Source organism: Rhodococcus sp. T9N, assembly GCF_024436645.1.
Lineage (GTDB): Bacteria > Actinomycetota > Actinomycetes > Mycobacteriales > Mycobacteriaceae > Rhodococcus_F > Rhodococcus_F qingshengii.
Genome location: NZ_JAMSKS010000001.1, coordinates 756486 through 775156, shown reverse-complemented (window position 1 = coordinate 775156; position 18671 = coordinate 756486). Strand labels below are relative to the sequence as shown.

Below are 18671 nucleotides of genomic sequence, written 5' to 3'. Positions count from 1 at the left end.
GGCCCAGAGCCCCCTATGATGCTGCCAGTCGACAATGCTCGAACCCCGCTGCGGCGGGGCTCGAGCCATAGAAGGAGGTGGACAGCCGTGCAGGGCCTGATTCTGCAACTCACACGGGCGGGCTTCCTGCTCCTACTGTGGCTGTTCGTCTGGGCAGTCCTCCGCACTCTCCGCTCCGACATCTATGCCGGCTCCGGGGTCAGGGTTCCGCCGCGGTACACCCGCGCCGGAAAGGTCCTGCCCTCGCTGGGCAAGGCGAAGGTGCCTCGGTACCTGGTGGTCACGCAGGGCGCCCTCGCCGGTACCCGCATCACCCTGGGTTCTCAGCCCGTCATGATCGGCCGCGCCGATGATTCGACGCTCGTTCTCACCGACGATTACGCGTCGACGCGCCATGCGCGGCTCTCGCAGCGCGGCGCCGACTGGTACGTCGAGGATCTCGGTTCGACCAACGGCACCTATCTGGACCGCGCCAAGGTCACCACTGCGGTGCGCGTCCCGCTGGGCACTCCGGTTCGCGTCGGCAAGACGGTAATCGAGCTACGCCCGTGACCCTTGTTCTCCGCTACGCGGCGCGCAGCGACCGCGGTCTCGTGCGCTCCAACAACGAAGATTCCGTGTACGCCGGTGCACGCCTGCTGGCTTTGGCCGACGGTATGGGCGGACACGCGGCCGGGGAGGTCGCGTCGCAGTTGATGATTGCCGCCCTGGCGCATCTCGACGACGACGAGCCCGGCGAGGATCTGCTCGGCAAGCTCGAGGCAGCCACCCGCGAGGGCAACGATTCCATCGCCGATCACGTCGAAGAAGAACCCGAACTCGACGGCATGGGCACCACGCTCACCGCGATCCTCTTCTCGGGCAGCAAGCTCGGCCTCGTGCACATCGGCGACTCGCGCGCCTACCTGCTGCGCGACGACCACCTGACACAGATCACCCGTGACGACACGTTCGTTCAGTCGCTGGTCGACGAGGGCCGGATCACCGCCGAACAGGCACACACGCACCCGCAGCGATCCCTGATCATGCGGGCGCTGACCGGTAACGAGATCGAGCCGACGCTCACCGTGCGCGAAGCCCGCGCCGGCGATCGTTACCTGCTCTGCTCCGACGGCCTCTCCGACGTGGTCAGCGACGAGACCATCGAGAACACGATGCGCGAGGGCTCGCAGGAGCAGTGCGCCGACCGTCTCATCGAATTGGCGCTGCGCAGCGGCGGTCCCGACAACGTCACCGTCGTCGTCGCCGATGTCATCGACCTCGATTACGGCCAGTCTCATCCCATCGTCGCGGGCGCCGCGTCGACGGAAGAGGAAGAGGACGCCCCTCCCCCCAACACCGCGGCCGGCCGCGCCGCTGCCATGCGTCCGCCGCGCGCGACGCCCAAGCGAGTTGTCTCCCAACCCGAACCGGAACCGAAGAAGAAGCGGAACCGGTTGTGGTGGGTGGTCCTCGCCGTGGTGCTGATCGCGCTGGTCGGTGTCGGAGCAGTGATCGGCCGCGCCGTCATCCGCAACAACTACTACGTCGGCGAAGACAACGGCCGCGTGACGGTGCTGCGCGGAATTCCCGGTTCGGTGCTCGGCTACTCGCTGCAAGACGCGGATCTGGTGGGCTGCGTCGGCGACGACGACGTCCTGACCCTCGTCTCCCCCGACGCGATTCCCAGCAACTGCAACATCCTCGAGGTCACCGATCTGCAGCCGTCTGCGCAGGAGCAGGTGCGCGCCGGGCTGCCGTCAGGCAAGCGTGAGGATGCGCAGAGCCAGATGATCCGTCTCATCGGCGGCGATCTGCTGCCTCGTTGTGAGCCGGTTCCGACGACGACGGCCACGCCCACTCCCCCGCCGGCACCGGAGACCACGCCGCCCCCCGCACCGCCCGGGGAGCCTGCTGCGCCGACGACGGCGGCACCCACGACTACGCCTACGCCGACCGAAGTTCCCGGTCAGACTTGCAGGACGGTCAACTGATGTCGTCCAACGCAGCTGCGGGGACGGCTTTTCCGAGTCCGCCCGGAGGTTTTGCCCCGGCGCCGGTCCAGTCGACCCGTCGAAACATGGAGCTGCTGCTCCTGGGCTTCGCCGTCATCATCACGACGGTCTCGCTTCTGCTCGTCGAGGCGAGCCAGGAACAGAAGATCACTCTCGATCTGGCCAAGTACGCGCTTGCGTACACGGGCTTGTTCCTGATCGCGCACTTGGCAATTCGGCGGTATGCGCCGTACGCCGATCCGCTGCTGCTCCCGATCGTCGCCCTGCTCAACGGCCTGGGGTTGGTGCTCATCCACCGGCTCGACCTCGCCGACGAACAGACAGCGCTCTACAACGGCGTCGAGGCACCGTCTCCGGATGCGAACCAGCAGGTCATGTGGACTGCACTGGCGATCACCGGATTCGTGCTGTTGCTGGTGTTCTTGAAGGACTACCGCCTGATGGCGCGGTTCAGCTACACGCTCGGCCTCGCAGGCCTGGTGTTCCTGGCGATTCCCGCGATCCTGCCGGCGAAGTTCTCGAGCGTGAACGGCGCGAAGATCTGGATTCGCCTGCCCGGATTCAGCATTCAGCCAGGTGAGTTCGCGAAGATCCTGCTCATCATCTTCTTCGCGTCCGTGCTCGTCGCCAAGCGCGACCTGTTCACCTCGGCCGGTAAACACTTCCTGGGCATGGATTTTCCGCGTGCCCGCGACCTCGGTCCGATCCTGCTCGCCTGGATCGTCTCGGTGGGCGTGCTCGTCTTCGAAACCGACCTCGGTACGTCGTTGCTGCTCTTCAGCACCGTGCTGGTGATGCTCTACATCGCGACCGAACGTGTGGGCTGGCTGGTGATCGGCGGCGGACTGCTCGCCATCGGATTCTTCTTCGCCTACAAGATGTTCGGACACGTGCGCGTGCGCGTCGACACCTGGCTGGACCCGCTCGGCGACTACGCCAACACCGGTTATCAGATCTCGCAATCGCTGTTCGGCCTGGCCACCGGTGGTATCGCCGGAACAGGTCTGGGCAGCGGCCGCCCCAACCAGGTGCCGTTCGCGAAGACGGACTTCATCATCGCGACCATCGGCGAAGAGCTCGGCCTGATCGGCCTGGCCGCTGTGCTGATGCTGTTCCTGCTCCTCATCGTGCGCGGCCTGCGTACGGCGTTGGCCGTGCGCGACAGCTTCGGCAAACTGCTCGCCGCCGGTCTGTCGTTCACGATCGCGATCCAGATCTTTGTCGTCGTCGGCGGCGTCACCAAGCTGATCCCGCTGACGGGTCTGACAACACCGTTCATGTCGTACGGCGGCTCGTCGCTGCTCGCGAACTACCTACTGCTGGCCATCCTCGTCCGGATCTCGGACGCGGCTCGTGCGCCGGTAGTGACGAAGAAGAAAGGTCCGCCCCCAATCGCTGACGCCAATACCGAGATGATGCCGCGCGTATGAACACTCCACTGCGCCGCGTCGCGATGGCCGTCATGGTGATGGTTGTCGCGCTCCTCGCCAACGCCACGTACGTACAGGTCATCAAAGCTGACGACCTGCGAGCCGACCCGCGCAACTCGCGGGTGCTGCTCGACGAGTACTCACGCCAGCGAGGTCAGATCTCGGCTTCCGGTCAGGTGCTTGCCGCCTCCCGCGCCACCGACGACCGGTACAAGTACCTGCGCGAGTATCCGAATCCGTACCCGTACGCCCCGGTCACGGGCTTCTACTCGATGCAGTACGGCAGCGCCGGTCTCGAGCGCACCGAGGATCCGATTCTCAACGGCTCGGACAACCGGCTGTTCAGTCAGCGCTTCTTCGACCTGGTGTCCGGACGCGATCCGCGCGGCGGCAACGTCGTCACGACGCTCAATCCGGCCATGCAGCAGGTGGCCTACGACCAGCTGACCAGCAAGGGCTACACCGGCTCCGTCGTCGCCATCGAGCCGAGCACCGGACGCATCCTGACGATGGTCAGCACTCCGAGCTACGACCCGAATCTGCTTGCCAGCCACGACGGCGCCGAAACCACGAAGGCGTGGGACGAGCTCAATGCCGATCCCAACGATCCGTTGGTCAACCGAGCGATCTCGCAGACCTACCCTCCCGGCTCGACGTTCAAGGTGCTCACCACGGCTGCAGCTCTTGGCAACGGTGCGACGCCGGACGACCAGCTGACCGCGGCTCCGCAGATCACGCTGCCCGGCACCAGCACGACCCTCGAGAACTACAACGGCAGCACCTGCGGCCCCAACCCGACGGCGTCGTTGCGTGACGCGTTTGCGCGCTCGTGCAACACGGCTTTCGTCGAACTGGGCATCAAGGACGGCGCGGACGCCATCAAGGACGAGGCCAGCGCCTTCGGCATCGGACCCAACACTCCCGCGATCCCGCTGCCGGTTGCGGACAGCACCGTCGGCGACATCTCCGACGACGCGGCTCTCGGCCAGACCAGTATCGGCCAGCGCGACGTCGCGGTGACCCCGCTCGAGAATGCAGTGATCGCCGCTACCGTCGCCAACGGTGGTGTGCGGATGCAGCCCAACCTGATCTCCCAGTTGCAGGCACCGGATCTGACCGATCTCAGTACGCCGTCACCGGTGTCGATGGGTCAGGCGATCTCGCCGGCAGTTGCGGCCACGCTGACCGATCTGATGATCGGCTCGGAGAACTTCACCGGCGGCGACGGCAAGATCCCCGGCGTTCAGATCGCCTCCAAGACCGGTACCGCCGAGCACGGCGTGAACCCGCGGGAAACCCCGCCGCACGCGTGGTACATCGCTTTTGCACCGGCGCAGAATCCGACGGTCGCCGTGGCCGTCATCGTCGAGAACGGTGGTGACCGCGGACTCGCCGCTACCGGTGGCTCGGTTGCTGCGCCGATCGGTCGTGCAGTCATCGCAGCCGGAATCCAAGGGGGCTGAACCGTGGCGTTGAACAACGGCGCTTTGATCGCCGATCGTTACCGATTGATCCGTCTCATCGCCACCGGTGGGATGGGTCAGGTGTGGGAAGCCACCGACTCCCGGCTCAACCGTCGCGTCGCCGTCAAGGTACTCAAGTCCGAGTTCTCTTCCGATCCGGAGTTCTTGGAGCGCTTCCGCTTCGAGGCCCGCACCACCGCGCAGCTCAACCATCCCGGTATCGCCGGAATCTACGACTACGGCGAGACCCGTGACAGCTCGGGTGATTCCACGGCGTACCTGGTGATGGAACTCGTCAACGGTGAACCGCTCAACGCCGTCCTGGCACGCGTCGGCCGCCTGGCGGTTCCGCATGCCCTCGACATGCTCGAGCAGACCGGCCGCGCCCTGCAGGTCGCACACGACGCCGGTGTCGTGCACCGCGACGTGAAGCCGGGCAATATCCTCATCACGCCTACTGGCCAGGTGAAGATCACGGACTTCGGCATCGCCAAGGCCGTCGAGAACTCTCCTGTCACGCGCACGGGAATGGTGATGGGCACCGCCCAGTACATCGCGCCCGAGCAGGCCCTCGGTCAGGACGCGACCGCGGCGAGCGACGTGTACTCGCTGGGAATCGTCGGATACGAAGCACTTTCGGGTCGACGCCCGTTCACCGGTGACGGCGCGCTGACCGTCGCGATGAAGCACGTGCAGGAAACCCCGGCGCCGATGCCGGCCGACCTGCCGCCGAACATCCGCGAGCTCATCGACATCACGTTGACCAAGGATCCGGCCGGCCGCTACGCCAGTGGCGGCGAGTTCGCCGACGCCGTTGCAGCCGTTCGGGCAGGAAGGCGTCCACCGCCGCCCGGTCTGCTCGCCACCGGTGCCGCGAGCGCGTTGCCGGCAACGGGTGCCACGCAGGTCATGCCGCCGACGTACGCGGGCCCGGTGACGGGCGCAGCTGTTGCGGACGACGCGGCAGCCGGCGGAATGACCAGTGGGCAAAAGGCCGTGGCATGGGCCGGCGGCGGATTGATCTTGTTGGCGTTGATCATCGGCGGAGTCTGGATCGCGACCGACGGTCCGAGCGACCCGACGCCGCCCGTCGTCACATCCACGACGTTGCCGACCACCACGACGACCAAGCCCACCACCACGACGACTCGGCCCACGACGACGACCACCGAGCCGACAACAACGACGACTCGGCCGACGACAACCACGACCGAGCCGACAACCACAACGACCACGCCGACCACGACAACAACAACTCCGACGACCACAACCACCACCACGACGACAACGACGACCACAACGACCACTGAGCCGTTGGCGGATCCCGGAGACGCTGAAGAACCGCTAGGACAAGACCAATGACGACACCCCGCAATCTCTCCTCCCGCTACGAGCTGGGTGAGATTCTCGGCTTCGGCGGAATGTCCGAGGTTCACCTGGCGCGCGACCTCCGACTCAGCCGCGACGTCGCGATCAAGGTGCTGCGTGCAGACCTCGCGCGCGATCCCACGTTCTACTTACGGTTCCGTCGTGAGGCGCAGAACGCTGCTGCGCTGAACCATCCGGCGATCGTGGCCGTCTACGACACCGGTGAAGCCGAGACCGACGCCGGGCCGCTGCCGTACATCGTCATGGAGTACGTCGACGGCGACACGTTGCGTGACATCGTGCGCAGCACCGGGCCGATGGCTCCGCGCAAGGCGATGGAAGTGATCGCGGACGTCTGTGCCGCTTTGGACTTCAGCCACCGCAACGGCATCGTGCACCGCGACGTCAAGCCCGCCAACATCATGATCAACCGTGCCGGCGCCGTGAAGGTGATGGACTTCGGTATCGCCCGTGCCATTTCCGACGCGTCGAGCCCGATGACGCAGACGGCCGCCGTGATCGGCACCGCTCAGTACCTCTCGCCGGAGCAGGCGCGCGGTGAGCAGGTGGACGCGCGTTCGGACGTGTACTCGCTCGGTTGTGTGCTGTTCGAGATTCTGACGGGCGAGCCGCCCTTCAAGGGTGATTCACCGGTCGCCGTGGCGTACCAGCATGTTCGTGAAGATCCGCAGACGCCGTCGGAGATCAATCCCGATATTCCGCGCGAGCTGGATTCGATCATTCTCAAGGCGATGAGCAAGAACCCGGCCAACCGTTACCAGAGCGCCGGCGACATGCGCAGCGACTTGGTGCGTGTCCTGGGCGGTCAGCGTCCGAGTGCGCCGATGGTGATGAACGACGAGGACCGCACCACCATCCTCGGCGCCGTCGGCTCCGACACCGGGAACTACCGCACTGCTCCCGATCCGGTCGAGCCGGTTGCTGCGAGGACAACTCGCGCCGCCGAGCCGCCTGCCAAGAAGAAGGGCGGACGCTACGCCCTGATGGGCATCGCGGCGCTTCTGGTGATCGGTCTGGTGACGTTCTTCCTCATTCGGGTGAACTCGCCGAAGGTCGAGATGGTGACCGTTCCGGGTGACCTGACCAACCAACCCGCCGACGTCGCCGAGGCGACGCTGACAAACGCCGGATTCCAGGTGGAGCGTCAGCAGAAGACGGACAAGGTGATCGCCGCCGGAAACGTCATCACGACGCGTCCGGTTGCCGGGGTGCGTATCGAGAAGGGCAGCACCGTCACCATCGACGTGTCCACCGGACCCGAGCAGGTCGCGATCCCACGCCTGACCGGGCTGAGCCAGGACGACGCGGAGAAGAAGCTCAACTCCGTCGGACTCCGACTTGATCCGACCATCGGCAAGGCGGCATCGACCGTCGCCGAGGTCGACAAGATCGTCAATCAGGATCCTGCCGTCGGAGTGTCGGTTGTTCTCGATTCCGCGGTCTCGATCACCGTCGGCACCGGTCCGGAGCAGGTTCGTGTCCCGGATGTCACCGGTCAGCGTGAAGAGGTGGCGAGGCCCAACATCGAAGGTGCCGGGTTCGTCGTCCAGATCACGGAGATCGATTCGGGTCTGCCGAAGGGACAGGTTGTTTCGACCGACCCGACCGGCGGTACGTCGGCCACCAAGGGTTCGACCGTGACGCTACGAGTGTCCAACGGCAACCAGGTCGCGATGCCTGATCTGACCAACAAGACGGTGTCGGAGGCGTTGAGCACGCTTCGCGCAGCCGGTTGGGCGGGAACCGCTTCGCAGCTGGTGCAGAACCAGAGCACGACGCTCACCCCGGAAATGGTGGGCAAGATCGTCTCGCAGACCCAGCCTCCGGGCTCGGAGATCTCCAAGGACGCGGTCATCACCGTCAGTGTCGGAGCGCTCGGAATCCCCGGCCGCTAGCAAAGTGAAAAAGTGCCTCCCGGAGATTTCCGGGAGGCACTTTTTTGTGGACAGGTGTCAGAGAATTGCGGGTAATGCGCCACCGAGCGCCGACGCGACCTCGGCCTCGAGGGCTGCGACGAGTCCTTCCGGAGGCGCCTCACCGCAGACTGCGAGCCAGTTCGCGAGCATCCGGTGCCCACCCTGAGTGAGTACGGACTCGGGGTGGAACTGGACGCCGTGAATCGGCAGTTCGCGGTGACGCATCGCCATCACGACGCCGCTCTCGGTGTGTGCGGTCACCTCGAGTTCCTCGGGAATGGTGTCCTCGAGAACCGTCAGCGAGTGGTAGCGGGTAGCGGTGAACGGATCGGGCAGCCCGGCCAGGACGCCGACGTCCTTGTGGTGAACCAGACTCGTCTTGCCGTGAAGCAGTTCGGGCGCGCGGTCGACGGTTCCGCCGAAAGCCGCACCGATCGCCTGGTGTCCAAGGCAGACGCCGAGCAGCGGGGTCTTGGTGTCGGCACAGACCTTCACCAGATCCATCGTCGCTCCCGCGCGCTGTGGAGTTCCGGGGCCCGGGCTCAGGAGAATGCCGTCGAACTGCGCTACTGCACCTTCGAGGTCGGCCGTCAGTTGTGGATCGTCGTTGCGCCAGACCACGGCTTCGGTTCCGAGCTGGCCGAGGTACTGCACCAGGTTGAACACAAAGCTGTCGTAGTTGTCGACGACGAGAATCCTCATGAGAGCAGGGTAAACGCCCGTGCTATCCGCCGGTATAGGCGGGGACCGTGATCTGCGACGGCGTTGCCTGCGTGTACCCGAGGCCGAAGCGGGTCGCGTACTGCTTGTAGATCCGAATGCCCGGTTCGGCAGCGAGGGCTGCCTCGAGGCGCGCAACGTCACCGATGGCGCTCATCACGTACGGCGGGCTGTAGGTACGTCCGTGAAGAAGAAGAGTGTTTCCGATGCACCGCGGCGCCGACGTACTGATGATCCGTTGGTCCTGCATGCCCACCGCTTCGGCCCCGCCGGCCCACAGTGCGTTCAGGACGCTCTGAACGTCCTGCTGATGCACGACGAGGTCGTCCGGGGTGGCGTCGACCGGATACTTGCCGTCGGCGTTGCGCGGAGCGTCCGTCATCGTGACGACAACACCCGGGCCGGTCATCTCCGTCAGTCCCGCGTCGGCGGAGATGTTCTTGATGTCACCGAGCGCGGCGGCCACTCCGGCGTCGGACCGAGCGGCGTCTTGCTGCAGCGAATCGAGCTGGGCGGCAAGTTCGTCCCGGTCGGCCGAGACTTTTTCGGCATTGGCCTGGGCGCTGCGAACCAGATCGGAAAGCCTGGTGCTTTCGGTGACCTGGAGCTGGTTTTCCTCGGCGGATCGTTGCGCCGTGGCGACCATCAGACCGGCTACCAGGCAGACGGCAAGTACACCGATGTGCCAGACGGTTCGTGAAGATTCACCCGAAGACACGTGGCTCCTCCCGGATTGTGCAGGTCGGCCGGTGACCAACTGGACACAGCTACGTTAGCGTGTAGGTAACACATGCAGGTCACACCGTAGAGCGAGGACGTCATGCCCAAGTCGAAGGTCCGTAAGAAGAACGACTACACAGTCAACCCGGCAAACCGCACTCCGGTGAAGGTGAAGATGGGTCCGTCGAGCACGTTGTACGTCTCGGTGATGCTCGGATTCATGCTTGTCGGCCTGGCATGGCTGATTGTGTACTACTTGGCCGCGGATTCGATCACGTGGATGAACGACTTGGGAAACTATAACTTCCTCGTCGGCTTCGGTTTCATGGTTGTCGGCCTTGTCATGACCATGAGATGGCGCTGACCAGCGAGTATCTGATTCGACCCGGATCGTGACCGTCATTCAATTACATGGGTGTCATTCATCCCCATTGTGGATAACTCCTGTGGACAACCTAGGAAGTTATCCACATGCTCGAGGATGAATTTCATCCACAGCCTCGTGACAACGTCACGGAGGTGATCTCGTGGGCCACTCCGATGGGTGTTGTCTACGCGATGTTCGGCGGCGGAATTGCCCTCGCGATCGCCTCGATAATCGCGCCCACGGAGCCGGCCGGCCGCTTCCTGCTCGCCCTCGCGGTGATCGGTCTGTTCGTGATGGGCGGACTCGCCCTGCGTCAGCGTCCCCGCCTGGCTGTGATCGAAGGCGCGGGAACCAAGTCGATCGCGGTGCAGCGCCTGCGCGCCCGCCACGAGTTCACCCGTGAACAGATCGACCGGGTCCGTCTCGTCCGCTACCCGCGTCTGGGTCGACGCGTCCCGATGCTCGAGATCGACATCGTCGACCGTCCCACCGACACGGAGAAGCTGTTGATCTTCGGACGCTGGGATCTCGGCACGTCACCGGAGGACGTCCTGGACGTGCTCGCCGTTCACGGTTTGGTGCCGCCCGAGAAATAAGCGCGGGTTACATGGCCAGTGCCGCGAGGTCCGGCTGCACGATGTCGAGAGCCTGCTGCGGCACCGCGACTGCGTCGCTCGACCATCCCCAGATCGAGTACAGCTCACGGCCGGGGTCGGTGTACCCGTCGCGGCCGTGAAGCACCCGGTAGTTGTCGATGCAGATCATCTCGCCGGCTTCGGCACGGAACATCGGCCCGCTGTCTCGCACGTGAATCACGGCCTCACTCCACTGCTTCACCAGCGGCCACTGCGCTTCTTCCGATTCGCCGGCGATCGGCGCGAGATATGGGTGATACCGAACCTGGTTGCGTCCACTCGGCACCGTCCGGGCGATCGGCGCGAATGTGTTCTGCGGGAAGTTCGGTTCCGAATGGTCGATGTCTGTGCTCCAACAGAATTCGGCCAGTTCCGCTGTTGCGGGATCGAAGGCGAGCAATTGGGTCAGTTTGACCGCGTCGATGAGAAACGAGTCGCCGCCACTCGGGTACGCCGGGCGCTTGCACCACAGAAACAGGTAATCGGGAGCGTAATCGCCGAAAGCGAAGCCGTCGTTGTGGGCGGTCATCCGCTCGCCGGAGATACCGAACGAGCGCTTGCGCCCGCGTTCGTCCACCGGTTGGGTGTCGACGACAGCGGCTTCGGCATCCTGACTCTTGGCACTCGCCTCGAACTGGCGGCCGACGCGAATGCACTTCTCACCGAGCAACTTCGACGCGAAGGCAATGGCATCTTCCTCGGTGTGCAGGCCACCGAAGACCGCGGCGCCGTCGAGAGCGATAGCCGCCCGGACGGCCTCGACCGTCTCCACGCGCCGCGGAACAACACTTGCCAGCGTCAAATCGGAAGAGAACATTCATGACTCCATACGTCGAGTTGGCCAAACGGTTCAACTCGAGCGTAGGAACTCGTCATTTCGACGGCGTAACTCCGGAAACCGATTCGGTTACGGAGCCAGCCTTTCAGATCACCTTGCCCGGGTTCATGATTCCGTGAGGGTCGAGTGCGCCCTTGATTGCATGATGCATCGCGACGACGGCCGGTGACAGTTCCTGTGCCAGGCCACCCATCTTCAGTAGGCCGACGCCGTGCTCACCGGTCACGGTTCCGCCCAACTCGAGGGCGTTGTCGATGATCTCGGCAAAAGCGGCCTGAGCGCGCCTCCGCGCCGCTTCGTCGTCGTGTGGCGTGATCAGCAGCGGGTGCAGGTTGCCGTCACCCGCGTGCGCGATGTTCGCGATGTGCGTGTCGTGCCGGGCCGAAATGGCCTCAATCCGTGCCAACATCTCCGGGACCGCTGCCTTGGGGACACAGATGTCCTCGGTGAGCACCGGGCCGAGCCGCTCGAGGGCGGGGTATGCCAGACGCCGGGCGGAGAACAGGGCGTCGGCTTCCTCCTGGTCGGTGGATCTCGCGCTCCAGGTAGCCCCGGAGCGGTTGAAGCAGGCCGACATTCGCTCGGCTTCGGCGTCGCCGATCTCGCCCGGTGTGTCGATTCGGCCGAGCAGGACCACCTCGGCATCGGCCGAGAGGCCCATGTTCTTCCAGGCATCGACGGCAAGCAGGCACTGCCGATCGATCAACTCGAGGGCCGACGGCGTGAGACCGTCCGCGGCGACGGCTTCGACTGCCTTGCCCGCAGCAACGATGGAGTCGAAGTATCCGACGATGGTGCGTTCGGGATCGCGCTGAGGACGAAGCTTGACGGTCACCTCGGTGATCACCCCGAGAGTGCCTTCGGAGCCGACCATGAGCGCGGAGAGATCAAACCCAGCCACTCCCTTGGCAGTTCGACGCCCGAGCCGAACCAGCTCACCGGTTCCGGTAACCACCTGCATGCCCAGTACGTAGTCCTTGGTGACGCCGTACTTGACGCAACACAGGCCGCCGGCATTGGTCGCGACGTTGCCGCCGATCGTCGACCAGGGTGCGCTCGCCGGATCGGGTGGATACCAGAGGCCGTGCTCGGCGCAGGCGTCGCGGAGGTGATCGTTGACCACTCCGGGTTCGACCACGGCCAAACGCTCGAGGGTGTTGATCTCCTTGATGGCGTTCATCGCGTCGAAGGCGATCACGACGCCGCCGGCGACTGCGTTGGCTCCGCCCGACAGACCGGTTCCGGCGCCGCGCGTGACGACGGGCGCACCGTGGGCGATGCACGCCTGCACAACTGTCTGTACCTGCTCGGCTGTACGCGGGCGGACCACTGCGACCGGCATCTCGTAGGGAGCCCACTCGGCGTCGTCGTGGATGTAGCTCGCCATGATGTCGGGGTCGGTGATCAGTCGATCCGCATCGATCTGCGAGCCGAGCGCCTCGAGGAGTGTCATGTCTCCACGATAGTGACGGCCGCTACACCGCCCCATGTAGATTTACTCCGAGAAACCGGAAACTGTATGGACATTCTCTCCATACTCATCATTGGTCTGACGAGTTGGTCTGACGAGTTGGTCTGACGAGTTGGTCTGACAAGTTGGTCTGACAAGGGAGCGCGGATGCACGAGAACTGGCTACAGCTTCTCCTGGCCGAGGCGTCCACCGAGGAACTGATCGAACACCGCGATCAGTTGGCCGCTGGGTCAGGCCCCGAGGCCGCCGCCGAAATCGAGCGAGAAGCCCGATCGGCACTTCAACTACGAAGTCTCCTGGCTCAGCGCCGACAGCGCGCCACCGAACTCGGGGCACTCAACGACATCGCGTCACTGCTGACCACGATGCACGATCACCACGCCCTCCTGCAGGAGATCGTGGATCAGGCCAAACGACTACTCGGCGTCGACCTTTCGTACCTTGCTCTCATTCATGACGACATCTTGATCATCGAAGTCACGAGCGGGGCGTACACGTCGCAACTGCTCGGCCTCACAGTTCCGTTCCGTGAAGGCCTCATCGGTCGCGTGGTCGAGAACTCCTCTCCTGCTTGGTCTCCCGACTACCGAAACGATCCCTCGTTTGCACACATCGGACCGGCCGACGACGCAGCGCGAGCCGAGAACATGCGCGGCCTGTTGGCCGTGCCGCTGACCTTGAACGGCAAGATCCTGGGTGCGCTGTGCGCGTGCAAACGTCAGGAGCGTCGATTCGGCAACGAGGAAGTTGCGTTGCTGTCCGCCCTCGCAGCTCATGCCTCGGTGGCGATCGAGAATGCCCGCTCTCTCGAACGCTATCGCGCGACGGTTGCAGAAGTGAATGCAGCGAACACCGAACTTGCTGAGCGCACAGCACTTCTCGAACAGACACTGACTTGGGATCGTTCGCTCACTCAGGTTGTCCTGCGCGGCGGCGGTGTTCGTGAACTCGTGGAGGAAACCTCGGCGTCGACGGGCTCGCCCGTGTTCTTCGTGACCGGAACATCCGAGATCCCACCGGGACTGCAACGGGTGAGCGAGAGCGTGCATCGGGTCTTCGACATCCTTGCCGCCGACCGACGCGAGCAGGAAGTGACGCTTATCGTCGGTGAGCAGTTCCTGTTCGCCACCGAAGTACGCAGTGCCGGTGATCAACTCGGAGTTCTGTTCCTACTCTCGCGTCATGAACCCACCGCCGCCCTGAGATTGGCACTCGAAAGGTCAGCCCCGGCCATTGCGCTTGCGCTGGTAGGCGAACGGGCGGCCAGGGAAGCTACCCGCCGAGCACGCGATGCATTTCTTGTCGATCTGATCACCAGGCCAGCGCCGACGCCAGCCGAGGTCACCGGTCAGTTCCGCCTGGCTGGACTCAACCCCGACCGCTCGTACACCGTCGTGGTGGCCCGCCCGGCAGACGCCGTCGACCGTGCGCGTCGCAGTATCGAGGAAATTGCATTCCCGTCAGGAACCGTTGTTGCCGAACATGGTTCACGAGTCATCGCACTGATTCCCGGAATGTCACCGGCAGCAGTTGCGGCGGCGTGGGTGCAGCCGGCGGAGAACCCGACCGTCGGAATCGCCGATCCCGCGGTGGGAGCGGAAGGTCTGGCGCGAGCGTATGTCGAGGCGCAGCACACCGTCGACGTCCTCGAGACTCTCGGGCGGGCCTCCCACGTGGAACCGGCAAGTTCACTCGGCATTTACCGAATTCTCCTCAGCCGCACCGGCCGCGAAGAACTGGAAGCCCTGACAGAGCGTTCCCTCGGTCCTCTCCTCGAGGAGGAGCAACGACGCGGCGTTCCGCTATTGGACACCCTCGCGTCGTACCTGTCGCACAACTGCAAGCACTCCGCGACCGCCGCCGCGCTCGCGATTCACGCCAACACCCTGTACCAACGGCTCGAGTCGATCGACAGGTTGATCGGTACACAGTGGCGTCAGCCGGACCAGGCGCTCGATCTTGCGCTCCTGATCCGGCTGCGTGCCAGTGCCGGGAAACTCGGTCAGATCTGAGCGGGCTTGCTCGATCGCTTTGCCAGCGCCACCACAAGGATTGCGGCACAGAGCATCACGGCGCCCACCACCCATAGTCCTGCCTTGGCATTTCCGGTCACATCGGTGAGCCAGCCGGTGATGTACGGAGCACCGAAGCCCGACGCATTGCCGATCGAGTTGATCATGGCGATGCCCGCGGCCGCGCTGGCACCCGTCAGGAACGTGGTGGGCAGGTACCAGAAGACGGGCAGCGCACAGAGCACGCCGACGGCGGTGAGCGAGACCGCGATCATGACGGTGAACGGTGAATCCAGATACAGCGCAATCGGAATGGATACCGCGCCCAGGAGCGTCGGGGCTGCAACGTGCCACATTCGTTCACCGGTCTTGTCGGAATGGCGGCTCCACAGCACCATCGCGACAGCGCCGATCGCGTAGGGGACGGCCACGATCAGGCCTGTCTCGACGAGCGAGAAATCGGTGTTGAACGTCTGCTTGAATCCCGCGACGATGCTGGGCAGGAAGAAGCTCAAAGCGTAAAGGCCGTACGTGATTCCGAAGTAGACCAGACCGAAACCGATGACGCGGGGATCACGCAGGGTCTTACCGGCCGACTGGTGACCGGCGTCGCCGAGTTCTTTTTCCTCGTCCGCCATCGACTTCATCAGCCAGGTGCGCTCCTCGAGGGTCAACCACTTCGCGTCGGCGGGACGATCTGTGAGGTAGAACCAGACGACAAACGCCAAGATCACGGCGGGCAGACCCTCGATCAGGTACATCACGCGCCATCCGGCGAGGCCGAACAGTCCGTCGCCGTACTGGATGATGGCCGCCGAAAGCGGGGCACCGAGCGCCGACGAGAGCGGAAGTGTCAGCAGGAACAAGCCCATCAGGCGTACGCGGTACTTCTTCGGGAACCAGAAGGTCAGGTAGAGAAGAACTCCGGGGAAGAAGCCGGCCTCGGCGATGCCCAGCAGAATGCGGAGGAAATATAGGCTGCCCACGTTAGGCACGAATGCCAGCGCAGCGGCAAGGATGCCCCAGGTGAGCATGATCCGCGCGATCCACAGCCGAGCGCCGAAGCGGTGCAGGGCCAGGTTGCTCGGCACCTCGAACAGCAGATAGCCGACGAAGAAGAGACCGGATGCGAGCCCGAACATCGTCTCGGTCATACCGAGGTCGGCGCTCATGGTGAGCTTGGCGAAAGCGATGTTCGTACGATCCAGATAGTTCACGAAATAGAGCAGGATCAGGAAGGGAATCAGCCGGCGCGCTACCTTCTTCACCACGCGAGATTCGATCTCGCTCGGCGCAACCCCACCGTCAGTGGTGGTGCTATCGGTGGAGGTCATTGCAGGGGTACTCCTCGGAAAAGGTCAGCGTTGCTATCTACGAAGTGACTCAAGCCACAGTAGAAGCACGACCGAGCCCAACCTATGTGGACAATCTCTACAGAAGCCGTCTCTGCATGTGCGATTGCTCCCAAAGATCCGGCAGATGATCCCGGGCCGCCAGACGAACGTCCCTGAACAGTCGAAGGCGACAAACCCGTCTGAACTGGGGGTTTAGAGCTACGAGCACCAAGTCACTGGCTAGTGTTGTCGGCGAAACAGCCAGAGCAAGTGCGGACGCACCGCATGACTTGAAGGACAGAACATGACGAAGTTGGTTCGGACCACGATGACCCGCCGGTCCTCCACCGCAGTCGCTGCCACCCTCGCGGCGGTCGCCCTATTCGCCTCCGCCTGCGGCAGCGACTCCGACAAGACCAACTCCGACAAGAGCGCTGCCGGCGCCTCGTCCGCTACATCCTCGGCCACCGTCGGCGGGAAGACGCTCGACGCCAAATTCGAGACGAAGTGCGCAAAGGACGGCGGCACGACAGTTATGACACTGCTCGACGCGGAAAATCCCACCTACGGCATGTTGACCGTCTCGGCCATCGTCGATGAATCCGGCACGGTTCAGACTGCTGGAATCGCCGGAAGCGAGGGTGGATCGAACGGTCTGCCGTACACCGCCGGATTCGCGCCGGGTCTGCCTGGCGGATCTGCCAGTGCCAAGCAGGACGGCAATACCTTCGTGGTGACGGGCGAGGGAATCGGCGCCCGGTACAAGGGCAACCCGACGGCGCGACGTCGAGCTTCGAGATCACGTTCGCCTGCGAGTCCATCATCGGCGGCTGATCCATAGAACCGCTGGGCCCTAGGATTCTTGCTAGCTGATTCCCAACTGTTCGCGCAGTTGGACGACGCGGAGCACGATGACTCCGATTGTCACCACGGTGACGGCACCAAAAGCGATCCAGCCGATACGCACTGCTTTCACGCGGTTCTCACCGGCGCCCAACCACTGCGGGGCGTACAGGAATGCAGCGGCCGTTGCGGCACCTGCCACCAGACCTCCCGCGTGACCCCAGAACGAGATCCCGGGCAGCGAAATGCTGATGATCACATTGATCGCGATCACCGAGATGATCGGGACCGGGCTTCGACGCAAACGCAATAGAAGGACTGCCTGTGCGCCCATGATGCCGAAGATCGCTCCCGACGCCCCAGCAGTCCAGGACAGGGCCGTGAGCGAAGAGAACACCGGCTGGAATGCCATCACCGAGGCGGAACCGCCGAGAAGCGAAACCAGGTAGATGCCGATGTACCTCGAGCGGCCCATCACGATTTCGGTGTCGCGTCCGAGGATGTAGAGGGCGTACATGTTGACCGCGAGGTGCAAGATGCCGAAGTGCAGGAACCCGGAGCCGATGAGCCGGAACCAGTCACCGCTGGCGACGAGCCCCGGATTGAGTGCCCAGTTCGCGAAGATCGACGAGCCGACCTGATTGTTCATGATGCTTCGCGACTGTGCGAAGGTGGCGAGGAACGCCAGGACGTTGAGCCCCATCAAGGTGTACGTCACGACCGGGACCGCACGGGTGGGGCTCACGGTGTTTCCGGCGACGCCCCGAACGGGACGGACATCACGCTGACCGGCAGCTACACAGTCAACACATTGGTATCCCACCGCCGCCTCGCGGAGGCAGTCCGGGCACGCCGGACGTCCACAACGATTGCAGGAAAGTGCGGTAGGTCGATCTGGATGGCGGACGCACCGCGGTTGGGGCGGGATGCCCTCACTCGCACCGCCGCCCCAACCGGGGTTCGTCATCTGCTTGTTTTACCTGTTCAGGAGATGGTGATGCTGTTGATCACGACGGGCTCGACCGGACGATCGCCACGATCGACGGCGGTGGAGGAGATAGCGTCGACAACCTTCTTGGAATCGTCGTCGAGAACCTCACCGAAGATGGTGTGGCGACGGTTCAGGTGCGGCGTCGGGCCGGTGGTGATGAAGAACTGCGAGCCGTTGGTTCCCGGGCCTGCGTTGGCCATGGCCAGCAGGTAGGAGCGGTCGAACTGCAGTTCCGGGTGGAACTCGTCACCGAACTTGTAGCCCGGGCCGCCGGTGCCGGTTCCGGTGGGGTCGCCACCCTGGATCATGAAGCCGTCGATGACGCGGTGGAAGATGGCACCGTCGTAGAACGGGCCGGTCTTGGTGCCGGCGGCGTTTGCGGTGGTGTACTCCTTCGAGCCGTCGGCGAGGCCGACGAAGTTCTCGACGGTCTTCGGCGCATGGTTGCCGAACAGAGCGATCTTGATGTCGCCGCGGTTCGTGTGCAGCGTTGCGGTTGCGGTCTGATGAGTTGAAGTCACACCACCATCGTGCCATTGCCGGCGTT

Annotated in this window: 17 protein-coding genes; 10 read left to right on the top strand and 7 right to left on the bottom strand. The window is 64.2% G+C overall.

Features of this window, described 5'->3' with window-relative positions:
* Positions 1 to 87 precede the first annotated feature (87 nt).
* Genes M1L53_RS03600 through pknB form a run of 6 tightly spaced genes read left to right on the top strand, consistent with a single transcriptional unit; the run spans position 88 to position 8171 of the window.
* On the top strand, positions 88 to 552 hold the full coding sequence (locus M1L53_RS03600; RefSeq protein WP_003943418.1) for an FHA domain-containing protein: 465 nt from the start codon (positions 88 to 90) through the stop codon (positions 550 to 552).
* Entirely contained in the window at positions 549 to 1973 is a 1425-nt protein-coding gene (locus M1L53_RS03595; protein WP_054188724.1) for a PP2C family serine/threonine-protein phosphatase, read from the top strand. The genes M1L53_RS03600 and M1L53_RS03595 overlap by 4 nt, the downstream gene beginning before the upstream one ends.
* On the top strand, positions 1973 to 3424 hold the full coding sequence (locus tag M1L53_RS03590; RefSeq protein WP_007735775.1) for an FtsW/RodA/SpoVE family cell cycle protein: 1452 nt from the start codon (positions 1973 to 1975) through the stop codon (positions 3422 to 3424). The genes M1L53_RS03595 and M1L53_RS03590 overlap by 1 nt, the downstream gene beginning before the upstream one ends.
* Positions 3421 to 4887 (top strand): penicillin-binding protein 2, encoded by a 1467-nt coding sequence (locus M1L53_RS03585; RefSeq protein ID WP_007735774.1) that lies wholly within the window; start codon positions 3421 to 3423, stop codon positions 4885 to 4887. The genes M1L53_RS03590 and M1L53_RS03585 overlap by 4 nt, the downstream gene beginning before the upstream one ends.
* A gap of 3 nt (positions 4888 to 4890) precedes the next feature.
* Positions 4891 to 6249: a protein kinase domain-containing protein gene (locus tag M1L53_RS03580; protein WP_019746232.1), complete on the top strand. Its 1359-nt coding sequence runs from the start codon at positions 4891 to 4893 to the stop codon at positions 6247 to 6249.
* On the top strand, positions 6246 to 8171 hold the full coding sequence (pknB, locus tag M1L53_RS03575) for a Stk1 family PASTA domain-containing Ser/Thr kinase (RefSeq protein ID WP_007729221.1): 1926 nt from the start codon (positions 6246 to 6248) through the stop codon (positions 8169 to 8171). The genes M1L53_RS03580 and pknB overlap by 4 nt, the downstream gene beginning before the upstream one ends.
* 57 nt (positions 8172 to 8228) lie before the next feature.
* Here the strand turns inward: pknB and M1L53_RS03570 are convergent, their stop codons facing one another.
* Positions 8229 to 8894, bottom strand: a complete 666-nt coding sequence (locus tag M1L53_RS03570; protein ID WP_003942537.1) for an aminodeoxychorismate/anthranilate synthase component II — start codon at positions 8892 to 8894, stop codon at positions 8229 to 8231.
* A 22-nt stretch (positions 8895 to 8916) separates the two neighbouring features.
* On the bottom strand, positions 8917 to 9630 hold the full coding sequence (locus M1L53_RS03565; protein ID WP_003942461.1) for a DUF881 domain-containing protein: 714 nt from the start codon (positions 9628 to 9630) through the stop codon (positions 8917 to 8919).
* A gap of 102 nt (positions 9631 to 9732) precedes the next feature.
* Between M1L53_RS03565 and crgA the strand changes: the two genes are divergently transcribed.
* Both crgA and M1L53_RS03555 read left to right on the top strand, forming a co-directional pair.
* A complete protein-coding gene (gene crgA, locus M1L53_RS03560) occupies positions 9733 to 9996 on the top strand; it encodes a cell division protein CrgA (protein ID WP_003942576.1) in 264 nt (87 codons plus the stop codon).
* A 107-nt stretch (positions 9997 to 10103) separates the two neighbouring features.
* Positions 10104 to 10595, top strand: coding sequence for a PH domain-containing protein (locus M1L53_RS03555; RefSeq protein WP_054188725.1), 492 nt, complete (start codon positions 10104 to 10106; stop codon positions 10593 to 10595).
* A gap of 7 nt (positions 10596 to 10602) precedes the next feature.
* Here the strand turns inward: M1L53_RS03555 and M1L53_RS03550 are convergent, their stop codons facing one another.
* A complete protein-coding gene (locus tag M1L53_RS03550) occupies positions 10603 to 11451 on the bottom strand; it encodes a TauD/TfdA family dioxygenase (RefSeq protein ID WP_007729209.1) in 849 nt (282 codons plus the stop codon).
* Between the two features lie 106 nt (positions 11452 to 11557).
* Positions 11558 to 12925, bottom strand: coding sequence for an FAD-binding oxidoreductase (locus tag M1L53_RS03545; protein ID WP_232319105.1), 1368 nt, complete (start codon positions 12923 to 12925; stop codon positions 11558 to 11560).
* A gap of 165 nt (positions 12926 to 13090) precedes the next feature.
* Here M1L53_RS03545 and M1L53_RS03540 point away from each other — a divergent pair, with 165 nt between their 5' ends.
* Positions 13091 to 14956, top strand: a complete 1866-nt coding sequence (locus M1L53_RS03540; RefSeq protein ID WP_054188727.1) for a GAF domain-containing protein — start codon at positions 13091 to 13093, stop codon at positions 14954 to 14956.
* Here M1L53_RS03540 and M1L53_RS03535 read toward each other — a convergent pair.
* The gene (locus M1L53_RS03535) at positions 14947 to 16290 is read right to left on the bottom strand and encodes an MFS transporter (protein ID WP_003942551.1); all 1344 of its coding nucleotides are present in this window, start codon (positions 16288 to 16290) and stop codon (positions 14947 to 14949) included. The genes M1L53_RS03540 and M1L53_RS03535 overlap by 10 nt on opposite strands.
* Before the next feature lie 304 nt (positions 16291 to 16594).
* On the opposite strand from M1L53_RS03535, the gene M1L53_RS03530 reads away from it, so the two are divergent.
* Complete coding sequence (locus M1L53_RS03530) at positions 16595 to 17131, top strand: lipoprotein LpqH (protein ID WP_232319106.1); 537 nt, start codon at positions 16595 to 16597, stop codon at positions 17129 to 17131.
* Between the two features lie 24 nt (positions 17132 to 17155).
* Here M1L53_RS03530 and M1L53_RS03525 read toward each other — a convergent pair whose 3' ends face one another.
* A complete protein-coding gene (locus M1L53_RS03525; RefSeq protein WP_042453365.1) occupies positions 17156 to 18100 on the bottom strand; it encodes a rhomboid family intramembrane serine protease in 945 nt (314 codons plus the stop codon).
* Positions 18101 to 18117: 17 nt separating this feature from the next.
* Positions 18118 to 18645: a peptidylprolyl isomerase gene (locus tag M1L53_RS03520; RefSeq protein ID WP_007729190.1), complete on the bottom strand. Its 528-nt coding sequence runs from the start codon at positions 18643 to 18645 to the stop codon at positions 18118 to 18120.
* Positions 18646 to 18671 lie beyond the last annotated feature (26 nt).